The organism is Methanocaldococcus lauensis (assembly GCF_902827225.1).
Taxonomy (GTDB): Archaea; AGJL01; Methanococci; order Methanococcales; family Methanocaldococcaceae; genus Methanocaldococcus; species Methanocaldococcus lauensis.
Genome location: NZ_LR792632.1, coordinates 614,271 through 630,283 on the forward strand (window position 1 = coordinate 614,271; position 16,013 = coordinate 630,283).

General features: G+C 27.8%; 18 protein-coding genes. 12 read left to right on the plus strand and 6 right to left on the minus strand.

The genetic code is table 11. The annotated features are described in order from the left end of the window. Positions 1-44 precede the first annotated feature (44 nt). Positions 45-500, minus strand: coding sequence for a methanogenesis marker 5 protein (locus KMP69_RS03500; protein ID WP_214400553.1), 456 nt, complete (start codon positions 498-500; stop codon positions 45-47). 24 nt (positions 501-524) lie between these two features. After that, complete coding sequence (locus KMP69_RS03505; RefSeq protein ID WP_214400554.1) at positions 525-914, minus strand: DUF2111 domain-containing protein; 390 nt, start codon at positions 912-914, stop codon at positions 525-527. Between the two features lie 155 nt (positions 915-1,069). On the opposite strand from KMP69_RS03505, the gene KMP69_RS03510 reads away from it, so the two are divergent. The 6 genes from KMP69_RS03510 to hisF are packed head-to-tail and all read left to right on the plus strand — an operon-like array spanning position 1,070 to position 7,075. After that, positions 1,070-1,972, plus strand: a complete 903-nt coding sequence (locus KMP69_RS03510; protein ID WP_214400555.1) for a carbohydrate kinase family protein — start codon at positions 1,070-1,072, stop codon at positions 1,970-1,972. 13 nt (positions 1,973-1,985) lie between these two features. After that, entirely contained in the window at positions 1,986-2,921 is a 936-nt protein-coding gene (gene nadA / locus KMP69_RS03515) for a quinolinate synthase (protein ID WP_214400556.1), read from the plus strand. A 1-nt stretch (position 2,922) separates the two neighbouring features. Further along, positions 2,923-3,300, plus strand: coding sequence for a dihydroneopterin aldolase (gene mptD, locus KMP69_RS03520; RefSeq protein WP_214400557.1), 378 nt, complete (start codon positions 2,923-2,925; stop codon positions 3,298-3,300). A gap of 5 nt (positions 3,301-3,305) precedes the next feature. Then, positions 3,306-5,435, plus strand: a complete 2,130-nt coding sequence (locus KMP69_RS03525) for a hypothetical protein (RefSeq protein ID WP_214400558.1) — start codon at positions 3,306-3,308, stop codon at positions 5,433-5,435. A gap of 23 nt (positions 5,436-5,458) precedes the next feature. Then, complete coding sequence (locus KMP69_RS03530) at positions 5,459-6,244, plus strand: MinD/ParA family ATP-binding protein (protein WP_214400559.1); 786 nt, start codon at positions 5,459-5,461, stop codon at positions 6,242-6,244. A 12-nt stretch (positions 6,245-6,256) separates the two neighbouring features. Then, entirely contained in the window at positions 6,257-7,075 is an 819-nt protein-coding gene (gene hisF / locus KMP69_RS03535; protein ID WP_214400560.1) for an imidazole glycerol phosphate synthase subunit HisF, read from the plus strand. 4 nt (positions 7,076-7,079) lie between these two features. Here hisF and KMP69_RS03540 read toward each other — a convergent pair whose 3' ends face one another. The 3 genes from KMP69_RS03540 to KMP69_RS03550 form a co-directional block, all read right to left on the minus strand. After that, positions 7,080-7,859 carry an ABC transporter ATP-binding protein gene (locus KMP69_RS03540; protein ID WP_214400561.1) on the minus strand — a complete coding sequence of 260 codons (780 nt, stop codon included), beginning with the start codon at positions 7,857-7,859 and terminating at the stop codon, positions 7,080-7,082. 10 nt (positions 7,860-7,869) lie between these two features. Further along, entirely contained in the window at positions 7,870-8,646 is a 777-nt protein-coding gene (locus tag KMP69_RS03545) for an ABC transporter permease (RefSeq protein ID WP_214400562.1), read from the minus strand. Between the two features lie 114 nt (positions 8,647-8,760). Further along, on the minus strand, positions 8,761-9,933 hold the full coding sequence (locus tag KMP69_RS03550; protein ID WP_214400563.1) for an RNA ligase: 1,173 nt from the start codon (positions 9,931-9,933) through the stop codon (positions 8,761-8,763). Positions 9,934-10,053: 120 nt separating this feature from the next. On the opposite strand from KMP69_RS03550, the gene KMP69_RS03555 reads away from it, so the two are divergent. Together KMP69_RS03555 and KMP69_RS03560 are read left to right on the plus strand one after the other, a co-directional pair. Next, the gene (locus tag KMP69_RS03555) at positions 10,054-10,536 is read left to right on the plus strand and encodes a hypothetical protein (RefSeq protein ID WP_214400564.1); all 483 of its coding nucleotides are present in this window, start codon (positions 10,054-10,056) and stop codon (positions 10,534-10,536) included. 53 nt (positions 10,537-10,589) lie between these two features. Further along, positions 10,590-11,162, plus strand: a complete 573-nt coding sequence (locus tag KMP69_RS03560; protein ID WP_214400565.1) for a zinc ribbon domain-containing protein — start codon at positions 10,590-10,592, stop codon at positions 11,160-11,162. A 3-nt stretch (positions 11,163-11,165) separates the two neighbouring features. Here KMP69_RS03560 and KMP69_RS03565 read toward each other — a convergent pair whose 3' ends face one another. Continuing rightward, positions 11,166-11,879, minus strand: coding sequence for a PHP domain-containing protein (locus KMP69_RS03565; protein WP_214400566.1), 714 nt, complete (start codon positions 11,877-11,879; stop codon positions 11,166-11,168). Between the two features lie 119 nt (positions 11,880-11,998). On the opposite strand from KMP69_RS03565, the gene KMP69_RS03570 reads away from it, so the two are divergent. From KMP69_RS03570 to KMP69_RS03585, 4 genes are read left to right on the plus strand one after another with little or no spacing between them, the layout of a single operon-like run. Continuing rightward, positions 11,999-12,760 carry a TrmB family transcriptional regulator sugar-binding domain-containing protein gene (locus KMP69_RS03570; RefSeq protein ID WP_214400567.1) on the plus strand — a complete coding sequence of 254 codons (762 nt, stop codon included), beginning with the start codon at positions 11,999-12,001 and terminating at the stop codon, positions 12,758-12,760. 1 nt (position 12,761) lies between these two features. Then, positions 12,762-13,820, plus strand: coding sequence for an oligosaccharide repeat unit polymerase family protein (locus KMP69_RS03575; protein ID WP_214400568.1), 1,059 nt, complete (start codon positions 12,762-12,764; stop codon positions 13,818-13,820). After that, positions 13,781-14,953 (plus strand): oligosaccharide repeat unit polymerase family protein, encoded by a 1,173-nt coding sequence (locus KMP69_RS03580; RefSeq protein ID WP_214400569.1) that lies wholly within the window; start codon positions 13,781-13,783, stop codon positions 14,951-14,953. Before KMP69_RS03575 ends, KMP69_RS03580 begins: the two co-directional genes overlap by 40 nt. Then, positions 14,916-15,968 (plus strand): SPOUT family RNA methylase, encoded by a 1,053-nt coding sequence (locus KMP69_RS03585; RefSeq protein WP_214400570.1) that lies wholly within the window; start codon positions 14,916-14,918, stop codon positions 15,966-15,968. Before KMP69_RS03580 ends, KMP69_RS03585 begins: the two co-directional genes overlap by 38 nt. Positions 15,969-16,013 lie beyond the last annotated feature (45 nt).

Below are 16,013 nucleotides of genomic sequence, written 5' to 3' on the forward strand. Positions count from 1 at the left end.
CACCATATTTTTGATTATAGAATATGAAAAAATTAATACATTCTTTAATTCTTTTCTTCATTTTCTTCTAAACTTTTTAAGAAATTTGCTATTTTATTTACTAAGATTTCTGCCTCTTCTTCATTTGTAGGATATTTAACTTTTAAGGTAGGGATATTCTTTCTTCTAACTAAATAAAGAGTTAGTTCATTAGTTCTTTGACATCCAATGCATCCAAAGGCAATTGGAGCATCTTCCATTATTATAGCTGCCTCAGCCTCTTCAATCAAAGGACCAATTAAAGCCATCCTTCCTCTAACACCAGAAGGCACTTCAACAGCGGCATACTTTAAACCTTGCTTAGGAACTTCATCAGTTATGTTCATAGGTGGGCTATCTATCTCTGGATTTCTAACTAAATTTCCTATAACTATATTTAAATTCAATGGCTTGTGTCCAAATCTTTCAACTAAATCAGTTAATATTAAACTATTTGGAGGATATATGAATATTTTCTTCATTACATCACCTTAAAATTTTATTATTTATTTTGGAAATGCATCTTCTGGTAAGAATTTATATAGCTCGGGTCTTCTTGCAATGGTTAATATATCTTCAAATATTCCTGCTGTTATATCTACAACTCCTATTGCACCGACTATATTATTTTCATTATCCTTTATAGGGGTTACTATAACTGGTAAGCCAGCATAAGGTCCTAAAATAGGTGTAGCTTTAATAACATCCCCTTTTTCAATTGCTACCTTTAAAACATATCCTTCATAGTTTGTATCTACAACTTCCCCTTTTTCTAACCTAACCCCTGGTTTATTTTTACTCCTCATAGCTACTGGAAGTTTATTTACTAACATATGAATAGATTTGGCTATTGGAATTAAATCCTTTGCTTCAGAATTTTCAGATATGCATATCATAATATCTCCCCTATATAATTTTAAGTTAAACATTTAAGTAATAGTATGTTTCTACTAAAATATTAAATTAACTTTATTACATTTTTACATTTTCCAGTTAAAATATATAAATCTTTTTATAATTTTACTTTTGTCAATTTTTAGTTGGTGATAAAATGGAAAAAATTACTTGTGTTGGTCATACAGCCCTTGACTATATATTTAATGTAGAAAAATTTCCAGAGCCCAATACATCAGTTCAAATACCCTCTGCGAGAAAATACTATGGAGGAGCGGCAGCGAATACAGCAGTTGGTATAAAAAAACTTGGAGTAGATTCTGAACTTTTATCCTGTGTTGGGTATGATTTTAAAAATAGTGGGTATGAAAGATATTTAAAGAATTTAAAGATAAATATTTCAAAACTTTACTACTCTGATGAGGAAGAAACTCCAAAAGCGTGGATATTTACAGATAAAGATAATAATCAAATTACTTTCTTTTTATGGGGAGCGGCTAAGCATTATAAGGAGATAGATCCTCCTAAATTCAATACAGAAATAGTTCATATCGCTACAGGAGACCCTGATTTTAATTTAAGATGTGCTAAAAAGGCTTATGGAAATAATTTAATTTCTTTTGACCCTGGTCAAGATCTACCACTATATTCAAAAGAAAGTTTATTAGAAATTATTGAACATACAAACTTTTTGTTTATGAATAAGTATGAATTTGAAAAAGCATCTAAGTTATTAAACTTTGACATTGAAGATTATTTGGAAAGAGTAGATATTCTCATAGTTACTAAAGGCTCTAAGGGTAGTGTAATATATACAAAAGATAAAAAAATAGAGATTCCTTGCATTAAGGCAGAGAAGGTTATAGATCCTACAGGAGCAGGAGACAGTTATAGAGCAGGATTTTTATCTGCATACATTAAAGGATACGATTTAGAAAAATGTGGTTTAATTGCTTCAGCAACTGCCTCCTTTGTAGTTGAGGCAAAAGGTTGCCAAACGAATTTACCAACTTGGGATATGGTTATCGAAAGATTAAAGAAAAATGGATTTAGAATATAAAAAGAGGGAGATTATGAAAGATAAAGAAGAGATTATAAAAAACATAAATAAATTAAAAGAGGAAAAAAATGCCATAATATTGGCTCACAATTATCAACCAAAAGATATTCAAAAAATAGCAGATTTTTTAGGAGATTCTTTAGAGTTATGTATTAAAGCTAAGGAAACTGATGCAGATATTATTGTCTTTTGTGGCGTAGATTTTATGGCAGAAACTGCAAAAATATTAAATCCTGATAAGAAAGTTTTAATGCCAGAAATTGAAGGAACTCAATGCCCAATGGCTCATCAACTACCTCCTGACATCATAAAAGAGTATAGAGAAAAGTATCCAGATGCTCCATTGGTTGTTTATGTAAATACTACCGCTGAAACTAAGGCGTTGGCAGATATTACATGTACTTCAGCAAATGCAGACAAAGTAGTTAATTCCTTAGATGCAGAGACTGTTTTATTTGGTCCAGATAACAACTTAGCATACTATGTTCAAAAGAGAACTGATAAAAAAATCATTCCTATCCCAATAGGTGGGGGATGCTATGTTCATAAAAAATTTACTCTTGAAGACTTAAAGAGAGTTAAAGAAAAATATCCAAATGCTATTGTTTTAATTCATCCAGAATGTAATCCAGAACTGCAAGATAACGCAGATTATATAGCAAGCACGAGTGGTATGTTAAGAATCATTATAAATTCTAACGAAAAAGAGTTTATAATTGGAACTGAGGTAGGGATGATAGATAGAATTGAACTCGAACTTGAAAAAATTGGAGAAAAGAAAGTGTTAATTCCTTTAAGAGAGGATGCTATATGTAATGAGATGAAAAAAATAACTCTACAAAAGATAGAAAAAAGTTTATTAGAGGAAATATATGAAATAAAATTAGATAAAGATATTATAAAGAGGGCAAAAGTAGCAATTGAGAGAATGCTTAATATTAAGGGATAAAATGAGAGTTGAAAATAGTGAAATATTTGAAAAATATTTTAAAAATTTATCAGATAGAGAGAGGGCAGTATTTGAAGGAGGTATTACTCTTGGGGCGTTATTTCACCAATTTGTTGGAACTCCTGTAAGTAAAAAAAATAAAGAATTATTAGAGAGGGCTATAGAGGAATCTATGAAAAATCAACCTTTTGTATATGACATAAAGGTAAAGATTAAAAATGTAGAAGAGAAATATGTTTCATTAGATGGGAAAATGTTAAATGTAGATTTAAAAATTAAAGTAAATAATACTATTGCTCACTTAAAACTTGAATATATCCCAGAAATTGACTATCCTTTAATGTATGTAAAAGATTTTAAAGAAGAATATGACAGGTGAATAGTATGAAAAAAGTTGCTATAATCTTAATTTTAATGGCTCTCCCAATAGTTACATCTGTTTATCCTTCAGAGGTTGAATATAAGTATGCAAGTTCTATTCCCATAAATTTTGTTCCTTTATCAGAAATTAAAAGTGTTGAAGAGATTAAATATCTTTTAAATGATAATAATTCATTAACCATATTTTGTTTAGACAATGATACAATTAATAAAGATATTTTGTATTATTTAGGAATAAAAAAATATACTCCATCAAAAATCCCAGATTATGGAAATTACACATATGTTAGTAACAATGGAGTTATTATAGTATATCCAAAATACAGTGTTTATAGAGAAAATGGAAGTTTAGTTTATTATCCCCCAAAAGAAGAAAATTATAGCAAATATGAATTTGTAAAACCCTATAAAGTAAAAGTTCCAAACATTTCAGAAATCCCTAACTATGATGGTTATGTTTTAATAAAAAATGCTACCTTTATCTTATATCCAAAAAAATACATCGTTGAAGGAAAGAATGGAGTATACTATAACCCACCAAAAGAACCAGAAGATGAATATAGATACGAATATACATATACTTACCCACAAAAGTGTATTCCAGATTATTATGGCTATGTATTCATTGACAACAACAGTAATTTTATAATTTATCCAAAAAAGTATGTTGTTACTACTAAGGATGGAGCAATTATATTTAATCCCCCAGTTGATGTTAAAGAAATACCTATCTACAAAATTAACTATAAAAAAGTAAATGATGGAGTTTATGAACTTAAGAAAAATAAACTTCTCTTCCTATATCCTACAACATTAAATGATAAGAAAACCCTTGACATTATTGGAGAGTATATAGCAAATAATGGGGGAGTATTTGCATATATAAATAAAGTTCCTCCATACTATAAGCATATACTTGCCACAGGCGTTGCTATAGATAAAATAATTCCAGATGAAAATGGAGATTACGCAATAGATGTCGCAAAAAGAAAGATTAAAGTTGATATGTTAGACGATGAGATTATTTACAAAAAATTAAATCATATAAATTCTTTAAGACTCGTAGGAATAAATGTAAGTTATATAGTAACGGGTAATGAAGGAATAAAACTCGTTCAAAAATCTGATGTTAGTGAAGATGAATTGGAATATCTATATAAAGATTATTGGTTTAAAAAGTTTTATACAAACTACACTCATATCTACTTTAATCCTGAAAAATTGAGTAGTTTTTTAAAAACTACAGAGGACTTTAAATTTGATATATTGGCTTTAAGTTATTATCCTTTAATTTATGTTGATAAAGCCCCAGAAACTTTCCAAAATGACCCAATTGGTGGTTATTATCCAAAAGTAATAAGTTATAAAGGAACAGAAGATTATGGTTATTGGGAAAATAGCCCTAAAAGTGAGAACTACTACTATCATTTAGACAACGGCGAGCCATATTGGGATGGTAATGCTAAAGAGACATCAAAATGGTATTATGAAGGAGAGCCTGTTTCTCCTGAAGAAGATAGTGAAATGTGGGAAAAATATAAATATTTCAATCATTGGTTTGTAAAAAATTACGCCTATGCTCTTGCAAGTGGTTGTGATGGATTATTCTTAGAAAGTTCAGATAATTACTTAGTAGATGCAATTTTAGGGAAAGAAAATGAGGATATTGACTGGAAATTAGACATAAAAGACAAAGTAAAATACTTAGTAATTCCTGGAGAAAAAGGGTTTTATATAGAAAATGGAATTCCAATAATTAAGATTCCAACACCTCTAAAAGAGATTTATGGAATAAATGTTGTCTCAACACTATATATACCTCCAAAAGAGGAAAACTTTGGAGTTTATGTTGCAGATATTAGAAACTATAACACTAACTTACTTTTAAATCTAAAAGAAAATGGAACTGATATAGTTTCGTTTGAAGATTTAGCAAAATGGTTAAGTAAATATGTAAATAACAGCATATACTATAATGGAACAGATTTAATAATTAAAGACAATAAAGAAATAAAAGTTACAATTTATAAAGGGGATTTCACAATAAATGGCAGTTATATTTTTGAAGAGTTAGATAAGGAACATAATAAGTATGTAATTGTGAATCCTCCAAAGAAAATTCCTTTAAATTAAATATTTTTAATTTTGGTGATAAAATGAAAGTAGGATTTTATAATATTCAAGGAGGAACAGGAAAAACAACGATTGCTGCTAATTTTGCTTACATTCTCAGTCAGTCAGTTAAAACTATATTAATAGATTGCGATTTATATGGAGGGACTATATCCTTAGTATTTGGTCTTGAAGATATAGACCACAACTTAAATACATACTTGGCAGGAAATTCAGCCATAGAGGATATAATTTATAATTATGAAGACTTAGCAATTATACCAACAGGAGTGACTTCTGATGTTTTTGGATACAAAACAGACATTGAAAAATTTATAAAATTAGTTGAAGTGTTAGCTGAGGAATATGATGTTATTGTTTATGATTTTCCACCAAACATTCCTGAAGGTAGTCTTCTTTTAGCTTATGGTAGTGAAGAAAACTTAGTTAATAAAGTAATTGTGGTTGGAGAAGATAGTATTCCATCGATTGTAAATTCACTAAAAACCATAGACCTTTTAAAAGACTTTGGTATAGGACTTACTGGAATATTAATTAATAAGTATAGAGGACTTACAGATCTTAGCGAAATATCTGACGATATAATTGGAGTTTTATCCTATGACCCCAATGTAGAAAGACAGTGGTCAGAGAGTATGCCAATTACGAAAATTAAAACAAAATTTTCAAAGGAGTTAATAAATATTACCCACGATATAGCAAATATATATTTAGAGAAAGATTTAGCCTCATTAAGAGCTTTAAAGGTAGTAAAAACACTTTCTGGAATTACTACTGAAGAAGAACTTAGAAAAAATGAAGAATTATAATAAGGGATAATAATGCTAACAAAAAGAATAATTCCATGTTTAGATATTAAAGATGGAAGAGTAGTTAAAGGAACTAAATTTTTAAATTTAAAAGACGCTGGGGATCCTGTTGAATTAGCTCAATATTATGATAATGAGGGAGCTGATGAGTTAGTGTTTTTAGATATTACTGCATCAGCGGAGAAAAGAGATATAATTATTGATGTTGTAGAGAGAACAGCTGAAAAAGTATTTATTCCCTTAACTGTAGGGGGTGGAATTAAATCAATTGATGATTTTAGAAAAATTTTAAGGGCTGGGGCAGATAAAGTTTCAATAAACACAGCGGCAGTAAAAAATCCTAATCTAATTAAAGAAGCAAGTGAAATATTTGGCTCTCAGTGTGTAGTTGTAGCAATTGATGCAAAAAGACATTATGTCAATGAAGATGAAATAAATTCTATTGATAAAAATGTAGTTAAAGTTGAAGATGGCTACTGCTGGTTTGAAGTTTATATATATGGTGGCAAGAAAGAGACAGGAATAGATGCAATTGAGTGGGCTAAAAAAGTTGAAAAATTAGGGGCAGGAGAAATACTATTGACGAGTATTGACAAGGATGGAACAAAAAGTGGCTATGATTTAATATTAACGAGAGAAATATCTAAAAGCGTTAAAATTCCAGTTATAGCTTCAGGAGGAGCAGGAAAACCAGAACATATCTATGAGGCCTTTATTTATGGAATGGCAGATGCCGCACTAATGGCTGGAATATTACACTATAGAGAATATACAATAGAGGAAATAAAAAAATATTGTATAGATCGAGGAATTCCAATAAGAACTTTATAATTTTTTAAATATTTTTAAGTTTTAATGTTTTTAGAACTTCATCTTTTAATATCTCTAAGATCTTTTTTCTATATTCGAGGAATTCAATACTTGTTCTATCTCTTGGTCTTTCTAAGTCAATTTTAATTATTTCTTTTATTCTTCCAGGTCTCGCTGTTAAAACTACAACTCTATCTGAAAGATACACTGCTTCATCTATACTATGTGTTACAAAAAATACAGTCTTTTTCTGTTTTTGCCATATTTTTAATAACTCATTTTGCAAAATATTTCTTGTTTGTGCATCTAACGCCGCAAATGGCTCGTCCATCAAAACGATTTCTGGGTCATTTGCCAAAGTTCTTGCTATAGCCACTCTCTGTTGCATACCTCCACTTAGTTGATAGGGATATGCATTTTCAAAACCTTCCAATCCTACAAGTTTTATATATTTTTTAGCAATTTCTATCCTTTCTTTTTTTGGAATACCTTTCAACTCTAAACCAAATGTAACATTTTTTAATACAGTTCTCCAAGGCATTAATGTATATTGCTGAAATACAACTCCTCTATCAGCTCCTGGCCCCTTTACTTCTCTTCCATCTAATAAAACTCTACCCTCAGTAGGATAATCCAATCCTGCAATAATCCTTAATAGGGTAGTTTTTCCACAACCACTCGGACCCATAACTGTTAAAAATTCATTTTCATAAACTTCTAAGTTTATATTATCTAAAGCTTTAACATAGTTTCCATTGAATTCAAAAATTTTTGATAAATTTTCTACTTTCAACTTTACTTTCATTTTATCACTTTTATTTCATCATTTTTCTCCAAATGAAGTATTTATCTTCAATATATCTTAATCCTCTATCTAAGATAAGCCCAATTAATCCAATAATTATCATACAAGCAATAACTACATCCATTCTACTTAGAGAATAGGCATACATAATTAGATAACCTAAACCAGCATTACTTGAAGGTAGCATCTCTGCGGCAACAACACACATCCAAGCAATTCCAGCCCCTACTCTAAGACCTGTTAAAATACTTGGTGAAGATGCAGGAATAACAACTTTTATTAAAATATCCTTTTCTTTAGCCCCTAAGGTTAAAGCTGCCTCAATCAACGGTTTAGGAACACTTTTCACTCCAGATATGGTATTTATTAATATTGGAAAGAATGCCCCTATAAAAATAATAAATATCATTGACATCTCTCCAAGACCAAACCACGCCAAAGATAGTGGAACCCAAGCCAATGGAGGAATAGGTCTTAACAGCTCTATTAAAGTATCTAATAAATTATTTACTAAAGAATAGTATCCCATAAGAATTCCCAAAGGTATTGAGATAATTGACGCTAACAAAAAACCACTTAAAACTCTCTTTATACTAACAATAGTATTTTCTATTAAGCTACCAGTACCCAAAATACCATTAAAAGGGTGTAGTAAAACATTAACAACATCTTCAACTCTTGGTAATATAACAGGATTATTTACATATATAGCCAATATTTCCCATAATATAATAGCACATATTGGAGAAACAATTTTTAATAAGACATCCTTTAGGCTTAACTTCACAGATATCCCCTTTTTATTTTATCTCAATAATATAAAGAAACTTAATATTATTACAATTAAACTTTAACTTAGGGTATTTAAGATTTTTTATTTTTTTGATTTTAATTATTGTTATCATTCCCAGAGTGTTCCATTTAAATAACTAATAATTTTATCATTAGTTTTATTGTATATCTTACCAATTAATACTTTGATTTTTAAACCCTCATCAGTATTTATTTTTTTAACATTTTTTATCTTTATAACCATCTTCATCTTCCTCATAAACTCTAAAAATTCCTCCAAATCTTCTTCACTATCAAATATGAGTTCAAAGTCCTCTGAAACTCTTTCTCCTCTTGCTACTTTCTCAATAGTTTCAATCATTGGGAGCAATATAGATTCTCCTAAGTCTTTAGCCCTTTGTTTTCTCTCTTCAATAGATTCTCTAAATTCAAAACTCATAAAACCTTCTCTTACAATTCTGCTAAATATAAAATCAACTCCCAAGTCAAAGAAAAATGTAAATGCTGACTTTAAATCTTCACATTGCGTATAGTGAGTTGTATATTTTAAAGGAGGAACATCCATATCTGGATCTTTTAAAACTACCCCTTCTCTCCCTTTTTTATCCAACTCTTTAATAATCTCTTTTATGTAAATATCTGCCTTTTCTTTATTTACAATGGCTAATGGCTTAACATAGGGTAGATTATATTTTTCACAAAGCTCTATTCTATCTCTTATTGGGAGGGATTTATTAGTTTCTCTCTCTTTTATGTCAAAAATGTAAAACCCTAAATTTTCATAACCTTTATCAACTTCTTCGTAATAATAGGGAGTGTAGGGATTGTTTAATCCAATCATCTCTCCACATAACATATAGTTTGGATAATCATCTAAAATCTCTAAATTTAATAGTTTTTTAGCCTTTTTTGTAGTGAATGGGCAAATGTATCCACTCCTTGTTAATGCATAAATTTCATTGTCTATTTTCACAATTCTTGTATTATATCCATTTAATTTTTCCTCAATAACCACTTTATCTATAAAATGCTTTTTTATCGTAGGATAAAGAGTTAAAGCTCTATAAGTTTTAGGGTAACCTCTAACTATATCAAGATTCTCGTTTAAGAATATTACAGTCCCTTTTTCTATATGTTTAAAGTTCTTTTTAAATAATAGGGTTCTTGTATCTCTATATTCTCCTTCTCTTAAAATTTTCTTTTTAAATGCTTTATTTATATCTTTTAAAGATAATCCAAGTTTTTCAGATATTTTTTTTAAGTCGTATGTTGTAACTTGCATAGATATCAGCTCCCTACATTACTATTTTAATAATCATAGGTAAATCTATTTATAACTGGAAATTACAAAATTTAATAAATAGTTATACTTTAAATAATATTGATAGTAAGTGGGGTTAAAATGAAGGTATATAGAATATTAACTATAATAATTTTAATATTAACTAGTTTATTAGTAATGTGTGGGTGTGTAATCTTGTTCCCACTAAAATATCCAGACGTTTTGTATAAAAATTACAATGTAATAAAGATTGAGAATAGAACTATAAATGGAGTTAAAACGGCAATAGTATATCAAATAAAAACAAATATTAAATATAATGGCTATGATTTAGACGCAGATAGTAAAAGGGACATTGGAATAATAACTTACTATGTTTTTAAAAATACAGATGTTGATGAGGTACAAATTATTTGTTACTATGCTGGAAGGGGACGACTACAACCTTACTATAAGTTTAAAATAAAAAGAAAAGATGCTGAGTTATCTGGACTTTTAAATTTATCTGAAAAGGATCTAAATACAGGGGTTTTATATTGTTATCCTAAACTTAAATCATTAGGAGATCTTTGGGTAAATGACAAGTTATATGTACAAAAGTAATATAATGGTATAAATAAAATCTCAGTAATATATTAAATTTTGTGGTGAAGAGAATGGTTAGAGTAATCCCATTAACTGACGAAGAAAAAATGAGTATAGTTTCAGGATTAAGAAGTACAGTTCCTGCAACAAAGTTAGTTACCTTAAGAAAATTACAAGATATTGCTGAAAATCGACCAGAGGCTATTGTATATTTAGATGTCTATGATAAAGTAACATTAAATGAAATAATTACACTATTAAATCAAATAATGGAATACGATCCTGATGAGATTTTAAGAAGAGAAGCAATGATCACTTTAGAAAAAATTAAAAAGGCATTAGGTACCAAATTTTCAACATTTATTCCATTATGTACTTCTTGCAACTCTCCAATAGATTTGGGTTGGAATTACTGTACTAACTGCGGAGCTGAAATTAAAAGTATGGTATTTGAAGAAGAAATAGAAAGATGTAAAAACTGTAACAATTACATTTCAGATTCATGGAAATTTTGTGCGCACTGTGGAACTAAATTAAAAGAAGAGGAAGAAGAAATTTTAAGATGTCCTAATTGTAAAAGACCTATTCAACCCGATTGGATCGTTTGTCCATACTGTGGTTATAGATTAAAGAAAAAACCATAATTATTATATATTTAAACGCCTTCTAATCTTTTTTAGAATTTTGCTATACAATGTAATATTATATTTACTTCCCAACGTTCCAAAGTGATATTTTGTTTTCCAAGGATTTGCATATAAATTAAAGTTAGATTTCAAAAGGTCTTTAGTTTTTTTATTTAATAAATTTAGAAATTCTTTTGGAGAAATATTACTTATATCCTCTATATTTATCTCATCAAATATCGTGTATGCGTTGCCAACTTCCCAAATAAAATGAGCATCACTTCCAAAACCTATTGAAAACTTATGTTTTTTAGCAAATTCTAACGCCTTTATGTTTGGCTCTAAACTACGGCATCTACTATTAAAAACCTCAACAATGTCAATATACTTTAAAAATTCCTTTTCTTCTAAAACTTTAAATTTAACTAAACTTTTACTTCTATGAATATCAAAAGGATGTGGGATATATATTAAGCCTCCCTGCTCTCTAACTCTATCTAATGCCTCATATAAATCTAAATTTGAAGGAATTTCTTCATTTAGAAATAAGCCTATAAATTCCCCTCTATTTGTAGCAATTTCTTCCCCAGGAATTGAAAAATTAGTTTTAGTTAGTTTATTGTGATCACAAATCGCTGGAAGAATATTTTTCTTTATACACACTTTTTGTAGTAATCTTTTAGGATTTAAAGAACATTTACTTTCTATACTGTGAATGTGCAAATCTACTTTCATTTAAACCACTTTAATTATTGTTTAAGTAAATGTGAATGGTTATTTATTTATAGTTATAATATACTAAGCAAAATATTTACATTTTAATAAACTTTTTTAATAATAAATGGTGAAATCTTATGAGAAAATTAGGAATATTAGAAATTGTAGTAATATTGTCAATATTAATAACTGCAGGAGCTTTAGCATATAAATATTTTACTTTAAGTAATGAAAATAATAAATATGTGTTTGATGGTAGTCAGATGTATAAATGTGCGTGGGTTTGTGAAAACATATTAAATAAAAATATTCCTTTATATGCTGAAGTTATAGGAAAATGGAGATATGGAAAACCGTTTAATGGAACTATTGAAATTTATAAAGCATCTGGTGGGACATTATACGCTATATATCAAAATACAACGATAACTATTGGAGGAGTTAATGCATATAAAGAGGATATTTCTGCAAAGAAGATAATTTTAAAACCGTTAGGTAATGCTGTAATTATTTATAAGGTTAATCATACAAATGGAAAATCGTTCAAAGATATTGCCAACTATATTCAAAAACAGATAAACAATAATTTTAAAGATTTGAATATAACATATGTTTATATAAATGGTATGTTTGGAGCAGACACTAAGGAATATACACCAACTGAGATAGTAAATATTAGAAATAAACTATTTGTTGATATAAATAAAGGTTTATCCATAAATTTTTTAGATAATGGAGTTTTATTAAGTGAAGGAATTAATTTAAAAACCCTAAAAAATCTTGATAAGATTATTAACACTTCAAATGTCTCTACTTCCAACTTAGTAGTTTATATCGTAATAAATAATTCAAATATAGATAACATTAGTAATAAATATCCAGTAATTACTTTGGGATAATATGATAGAATTGAACCATTTATTTTTAATATTATGTTGTATTTATCTAATTTTTTCAGATATTTCTTTATATTCATCCTTAGTGTTTTTATTCTCTGCGATATTTTTTTATATGTCCTTTATAGTTGGCAAAAGATTATATTTTAGGATATTTAATGAAAATAATATAAATGAGGGAATAAATAATTTTAACAAAAAAAATATTTGGCTTTATATAGGGTTGTTATTTGTGTTTATTGGTTTAATATCGATTTTGGCTGACATAATTTGGATTAATGATATTCCTCTTTTTAATCCAATAGTTAGATACCATTTAAATGTTTATTTCACAACCTTATCTCACTTAATATTTATTGGCTGGGCTTTGATTCTATCATACTATAATATAGAAAAAAAGAGAGTAAAAAAAGTTATACTCTATACTTTAATTTTATCAATTCCTATTGCTTTGTTAGGTTATAGAACAAATGTTTTAGTTCTACTCTTATCAACGATTGCTGTCTTATACTACAAAAATTTAATAGAAACTAAGGATATTATAAAATACTTTGGAATTATATTCATTTTATTGGTAATAATGTCTATTTTAAGGATGTATTTCCTTGATGCTGGTGGAAATCCAATACTTTCAAGAATTGAATTAACTATGTCCGTTTATGATATATTATTTAATCATTTTAATGGAGTTTTAGATGGATATTTACACTATGCGGCAATATTTTCATATTTTGGGTTATGTAATGGTCCAAGGACTGTTATAGCCAATATATTAGGAATTTATGGAGTGAGTATAACTCCAACTATTGTTGGTAGTGTAGTAGCAGATTTTGGAACATTATCTATTATTCCTTACTTTGGTTTTTTAGGGATATATTTAGGATATTTATATATGTTGGCAAAGCATAAAAGAGGAGTTTATTTAGGTATTTATGGAGTAGTCTTTGCATATACATTGATAGCAGTTGAGAGTGGAATCTTAGATTTAGATGTTATAATCTATTATGTCTTTGGTGTATTACTATGTATTTACGCAACATTAAAAAGATTCTTAAAGAGATAGATTTATTTCATCCAGTTTTTATAGTAGTTTTTGGGCATTTGGCAATAATTTTATTGGCATTACCATATTTAAATAAAATAGGAATTTACAACTTTTTAAAAATTTTGTTAGTTGTTGGGATTTTTTTAATATCCTTTTCTTTGCCATTTTTTGTAGATATAAAATTAATAAATATAAATATAAATAAAAATATTATTAAAAATTTATCTTTATTGTCTTTTTTAGTATTATCTGGCTATGGTTCTTTTGCTATAACTCACTCAATACTTTTTACACTTATTTATTTAATGATTATAATCTTAATAGTTAAGTTATTTGTAAAATATCAAAATAGTAAGTTTTTTAATAATTTAGTATTCTTAGGAGGGATTTTATCTTTTATTTTAATTGTTTTAAAATATAAAGGGATTCCATTACTAAATTATAATATAAGGATGGCTATAAACTCTGAGCCATTGAGATTAATATCAACTGGCTTATTAATATATTCGGGCATTGAAAATATTTTTTATTTTGCAGTAGGTTTTATTTTATTAACTCTCTTAGGATATAAAGCTGGAATTTTAATGCTCACTGTTTCATATATAATTTACAAATACAAAAATAAAATAAATTTAAAACATCTTATTTTGATATTTTTAGGGCTATTTTTAATCTTAAATATCGTTGGCTTTATTGTAATTTTAAATTCAAATCAACATTGGAAAATAGGTTTTTTAAATTTATTATGTTATAGAGCATACTTTGATTTGACTGTATTTAATAAAATTTTGGATATTAGTTCATTGTTTGGTTTAGGATATAATATAATATTAACTCCTAACGGAGAGAGGTATATAGGACAAATACTTTTTGGTTATAATCATAATATAACAACATTAATGTTTGGTAGTGTATTCTTAGACTTTGGAATATTTAGTTTTTTATTTGCTATATTTTTAGGTTATGTTTCAAAGTATATATATAATGGAGATAAAAAACTCTATGCCATTTATGCCTCGATACTATTAACTTACTGTGAAGTAGGAATTAACTATGGCTTTTTGATTGTTTTACTTTTCTTAATATATTTAAATTCATTAGAGGTGGATTTTGATGGTAAAGTATATAATAAAAACTCAGAGAGGCTTTGAAAATATTGTTGTAAATAGATTAAAAGATTATGTTGAAAACTTTAACTATATTGTGTCACCAGATGGTTATCATGGAGTTGTAATAATTGAAAGTGAGGAAGATATTGAAGATAAAATTTTACAAATTCCAGAAGTTGAAAGATGTTTAAAGGTTTATTTTGAAACTGAGGCAGAATTTGAAAAAATAGTTAATATGGCTGAAAAAATTAAAGATTATATACAAGAAGGAGAAACATTTGCAGTAGAGACTAAAAAAAGAGGAAAACACGATTTTAATTCAATTGATGTAAATATCGTCTTGGGAGCTAAGATTAAAGATTTAACTAATGCAAGTGTTGATTTAGAGAGACCTGATAAAGTTATTAATGTTGAAATCTTTAAAGATAAGGCATACATCTGTATAACTAATAAAGATAGATATAAAAAATACACAAAAGATAAAAGAAATGCAAGAGAATTATTTAAAAAAGTTGTTATTGTTCAAATGCCTTATTTAGGAGAAAAGATAGTTTGTAAAAGGTTTGGAGAGGCAATAGGTAGAGCCGCTCAAGGATTTGAAGTTAAGGAATTAATTATAGCTCCAAAAGAGAAAGTAGATGCCTACGAGTTAATGGAATTCATAAAAGGGGTTAAAATTGGGCAACATTCAAGATATGAGATTCAAAAGAGAGCATATCCATTTGAAATTTCTTTAGTTCCTGTAACTGTTCAGGATCTATATCAAGTTATTAGAGATAAAAAAAGGAATAATAGATTAATAATAATAACTGACCCAAAAGGAGAGGAAATTTCAAAAATAAAAGATAAATTATCCTATGATTTAAGAAAAAAGAAGGAAATAGTAGTATTTTGTGGTTCAAGAGAGGGAATACCAATAGGATTGTTTAGATTTGCTGATTATGTAATTGACTTAGCCCCACATATGACATTTGCTACAGAACATGCCATTCCATCTGCATTAATAGCTTTATGGAGTATATATAGTGGTGAAAAGAGTTCAGAAGACGAAGAATAAGTAATTTTTAAATTTTATAATAAAAAATGCACTGCACCCACTATG

What these genes read in the sequence shown, in the direction of transcription:
- KMP69_RS03500 (WP_214400553.1), bottom strand. Translation starts at nt 500, where the DNA reads ATGAAGAAAATATTCATATATCCTCCAAATAGTTTAATATTAACTGAT.
- KMP69_RS03505 (WP_214400554.1), bottom strand. Translation starts at nt 914, where the DNA reads ATGATATGCATATCTGAAAATTCTGAAGCAAAGGATTTAATTCCAATA.
- KMP69_RS03510 (WP_214400555.1), top strand. Translation starts at nt 1,070, where the DNA reads ATGGAAAAAATTACTTGTGTTGGTCATACAGCCCTTGACTATATATTT.
- nadA (WP_214400556.1), top strand. Translation starts at nt 1,986, where the DNA reads ATGAAAGATAAAGAAGAGATTATAAAAAACATAAATAAATTAAAAGAG.
- mptD (WP_214400557.1), top strand. Translation starts at nt 2,923, where the DNA reads ATGAGAGTTGAAAATAGTGAAATATTTGAAAAATATTTTAAAAATTTA.
- KMP69_RS03525 (WP_214400558.1), top strand. Translation starts at nt 3,306, where the DNA reads ATGAAAAAAGTTGCTATAATCTTAATTTTAATGGCTCTCCCAATAGTT.
- KMP69_RS03530 (WP_214400559.1), top strand. Translation starts at nt 5,459, where the DNA reads ATGAAAGTAGGATTTTATAATATTCAAGGAGGAACAGGAAAAACAACG.
- hisF (WP_214400560.1), top strand. Translation starts at nt 6,257, where the DNA reads ATGCTAACAAAAAGAATAATTCCATGTTTAGATATTAAAGATGGAAGA.
- KMP69_RS03540 (WP_214400561.1), bottom strand. Translation starts at nt 7,859, where the DNA reads ATGAAAGTAAAGTTGAAAGTAGAAAATTTATCAAAAATTTTTGAATTC.
- KMP69_RS03550 (WP_214400563.1), bottom strand. Translation starts at nt 9,933, where the DNA reads ATGCAAGTTACAACATACGACTTAAAAAAAATATCTGAAAAACTTGGA.
- KMP69_RS03555 (WP_214400564.1), top strand. Translation starts at nt 10,054, where the DNA reads ATGAAGGTATATAGAATATTAACTATAATAATTTTAATATTAACTAGT.
- KMP69_RS03560 (WP_214400565.1), top strand. Translation starts at nt 10,590, where the DNA reads ATGGTTAGAGTAATCCCATTAACTGACGAAGAAAAAATGAGTATAGTT.
- KMP69_RS03565 (WP_214400566.1), bottom strand. Translation starts at nt 11,879, where the DNA reads ATGAAAGTAGATTTGCACATTCACAGTATAGAAAGTAAATGTTCTTTA.
- KMP69_RS03570 (WP_214400567.1), top strand. Translation starts at nt 11,999, where the DNA reads ATGAGAAAATTAGGAATATTAGAAATTGTAGTAATATTGTCAATATTA.
- KMP69_RS03575 (WP_214400568.1), top strand. Translation starts at nt 12,762, where the DNA reads ATGATAGAATTGAACCATTTATTTTTAATATTATGTTGTATTTATCTA.
- KMP69_RS03580 (WP_214400569.1), top strand. Translation starts at nt 13,781, where the DNA reads ATGTATTTACGCAACATTAAAAAGATTCTTAAAGAGATAGATTTATTT.
- KMP69_RS03585 (WP_214400570.1), top strand. Translation starts at nt 14,916, where the DNA reads ATGGTAAAGTATATAATAAAAACTCAGAGAGGCTTTGAAAATATTGTT.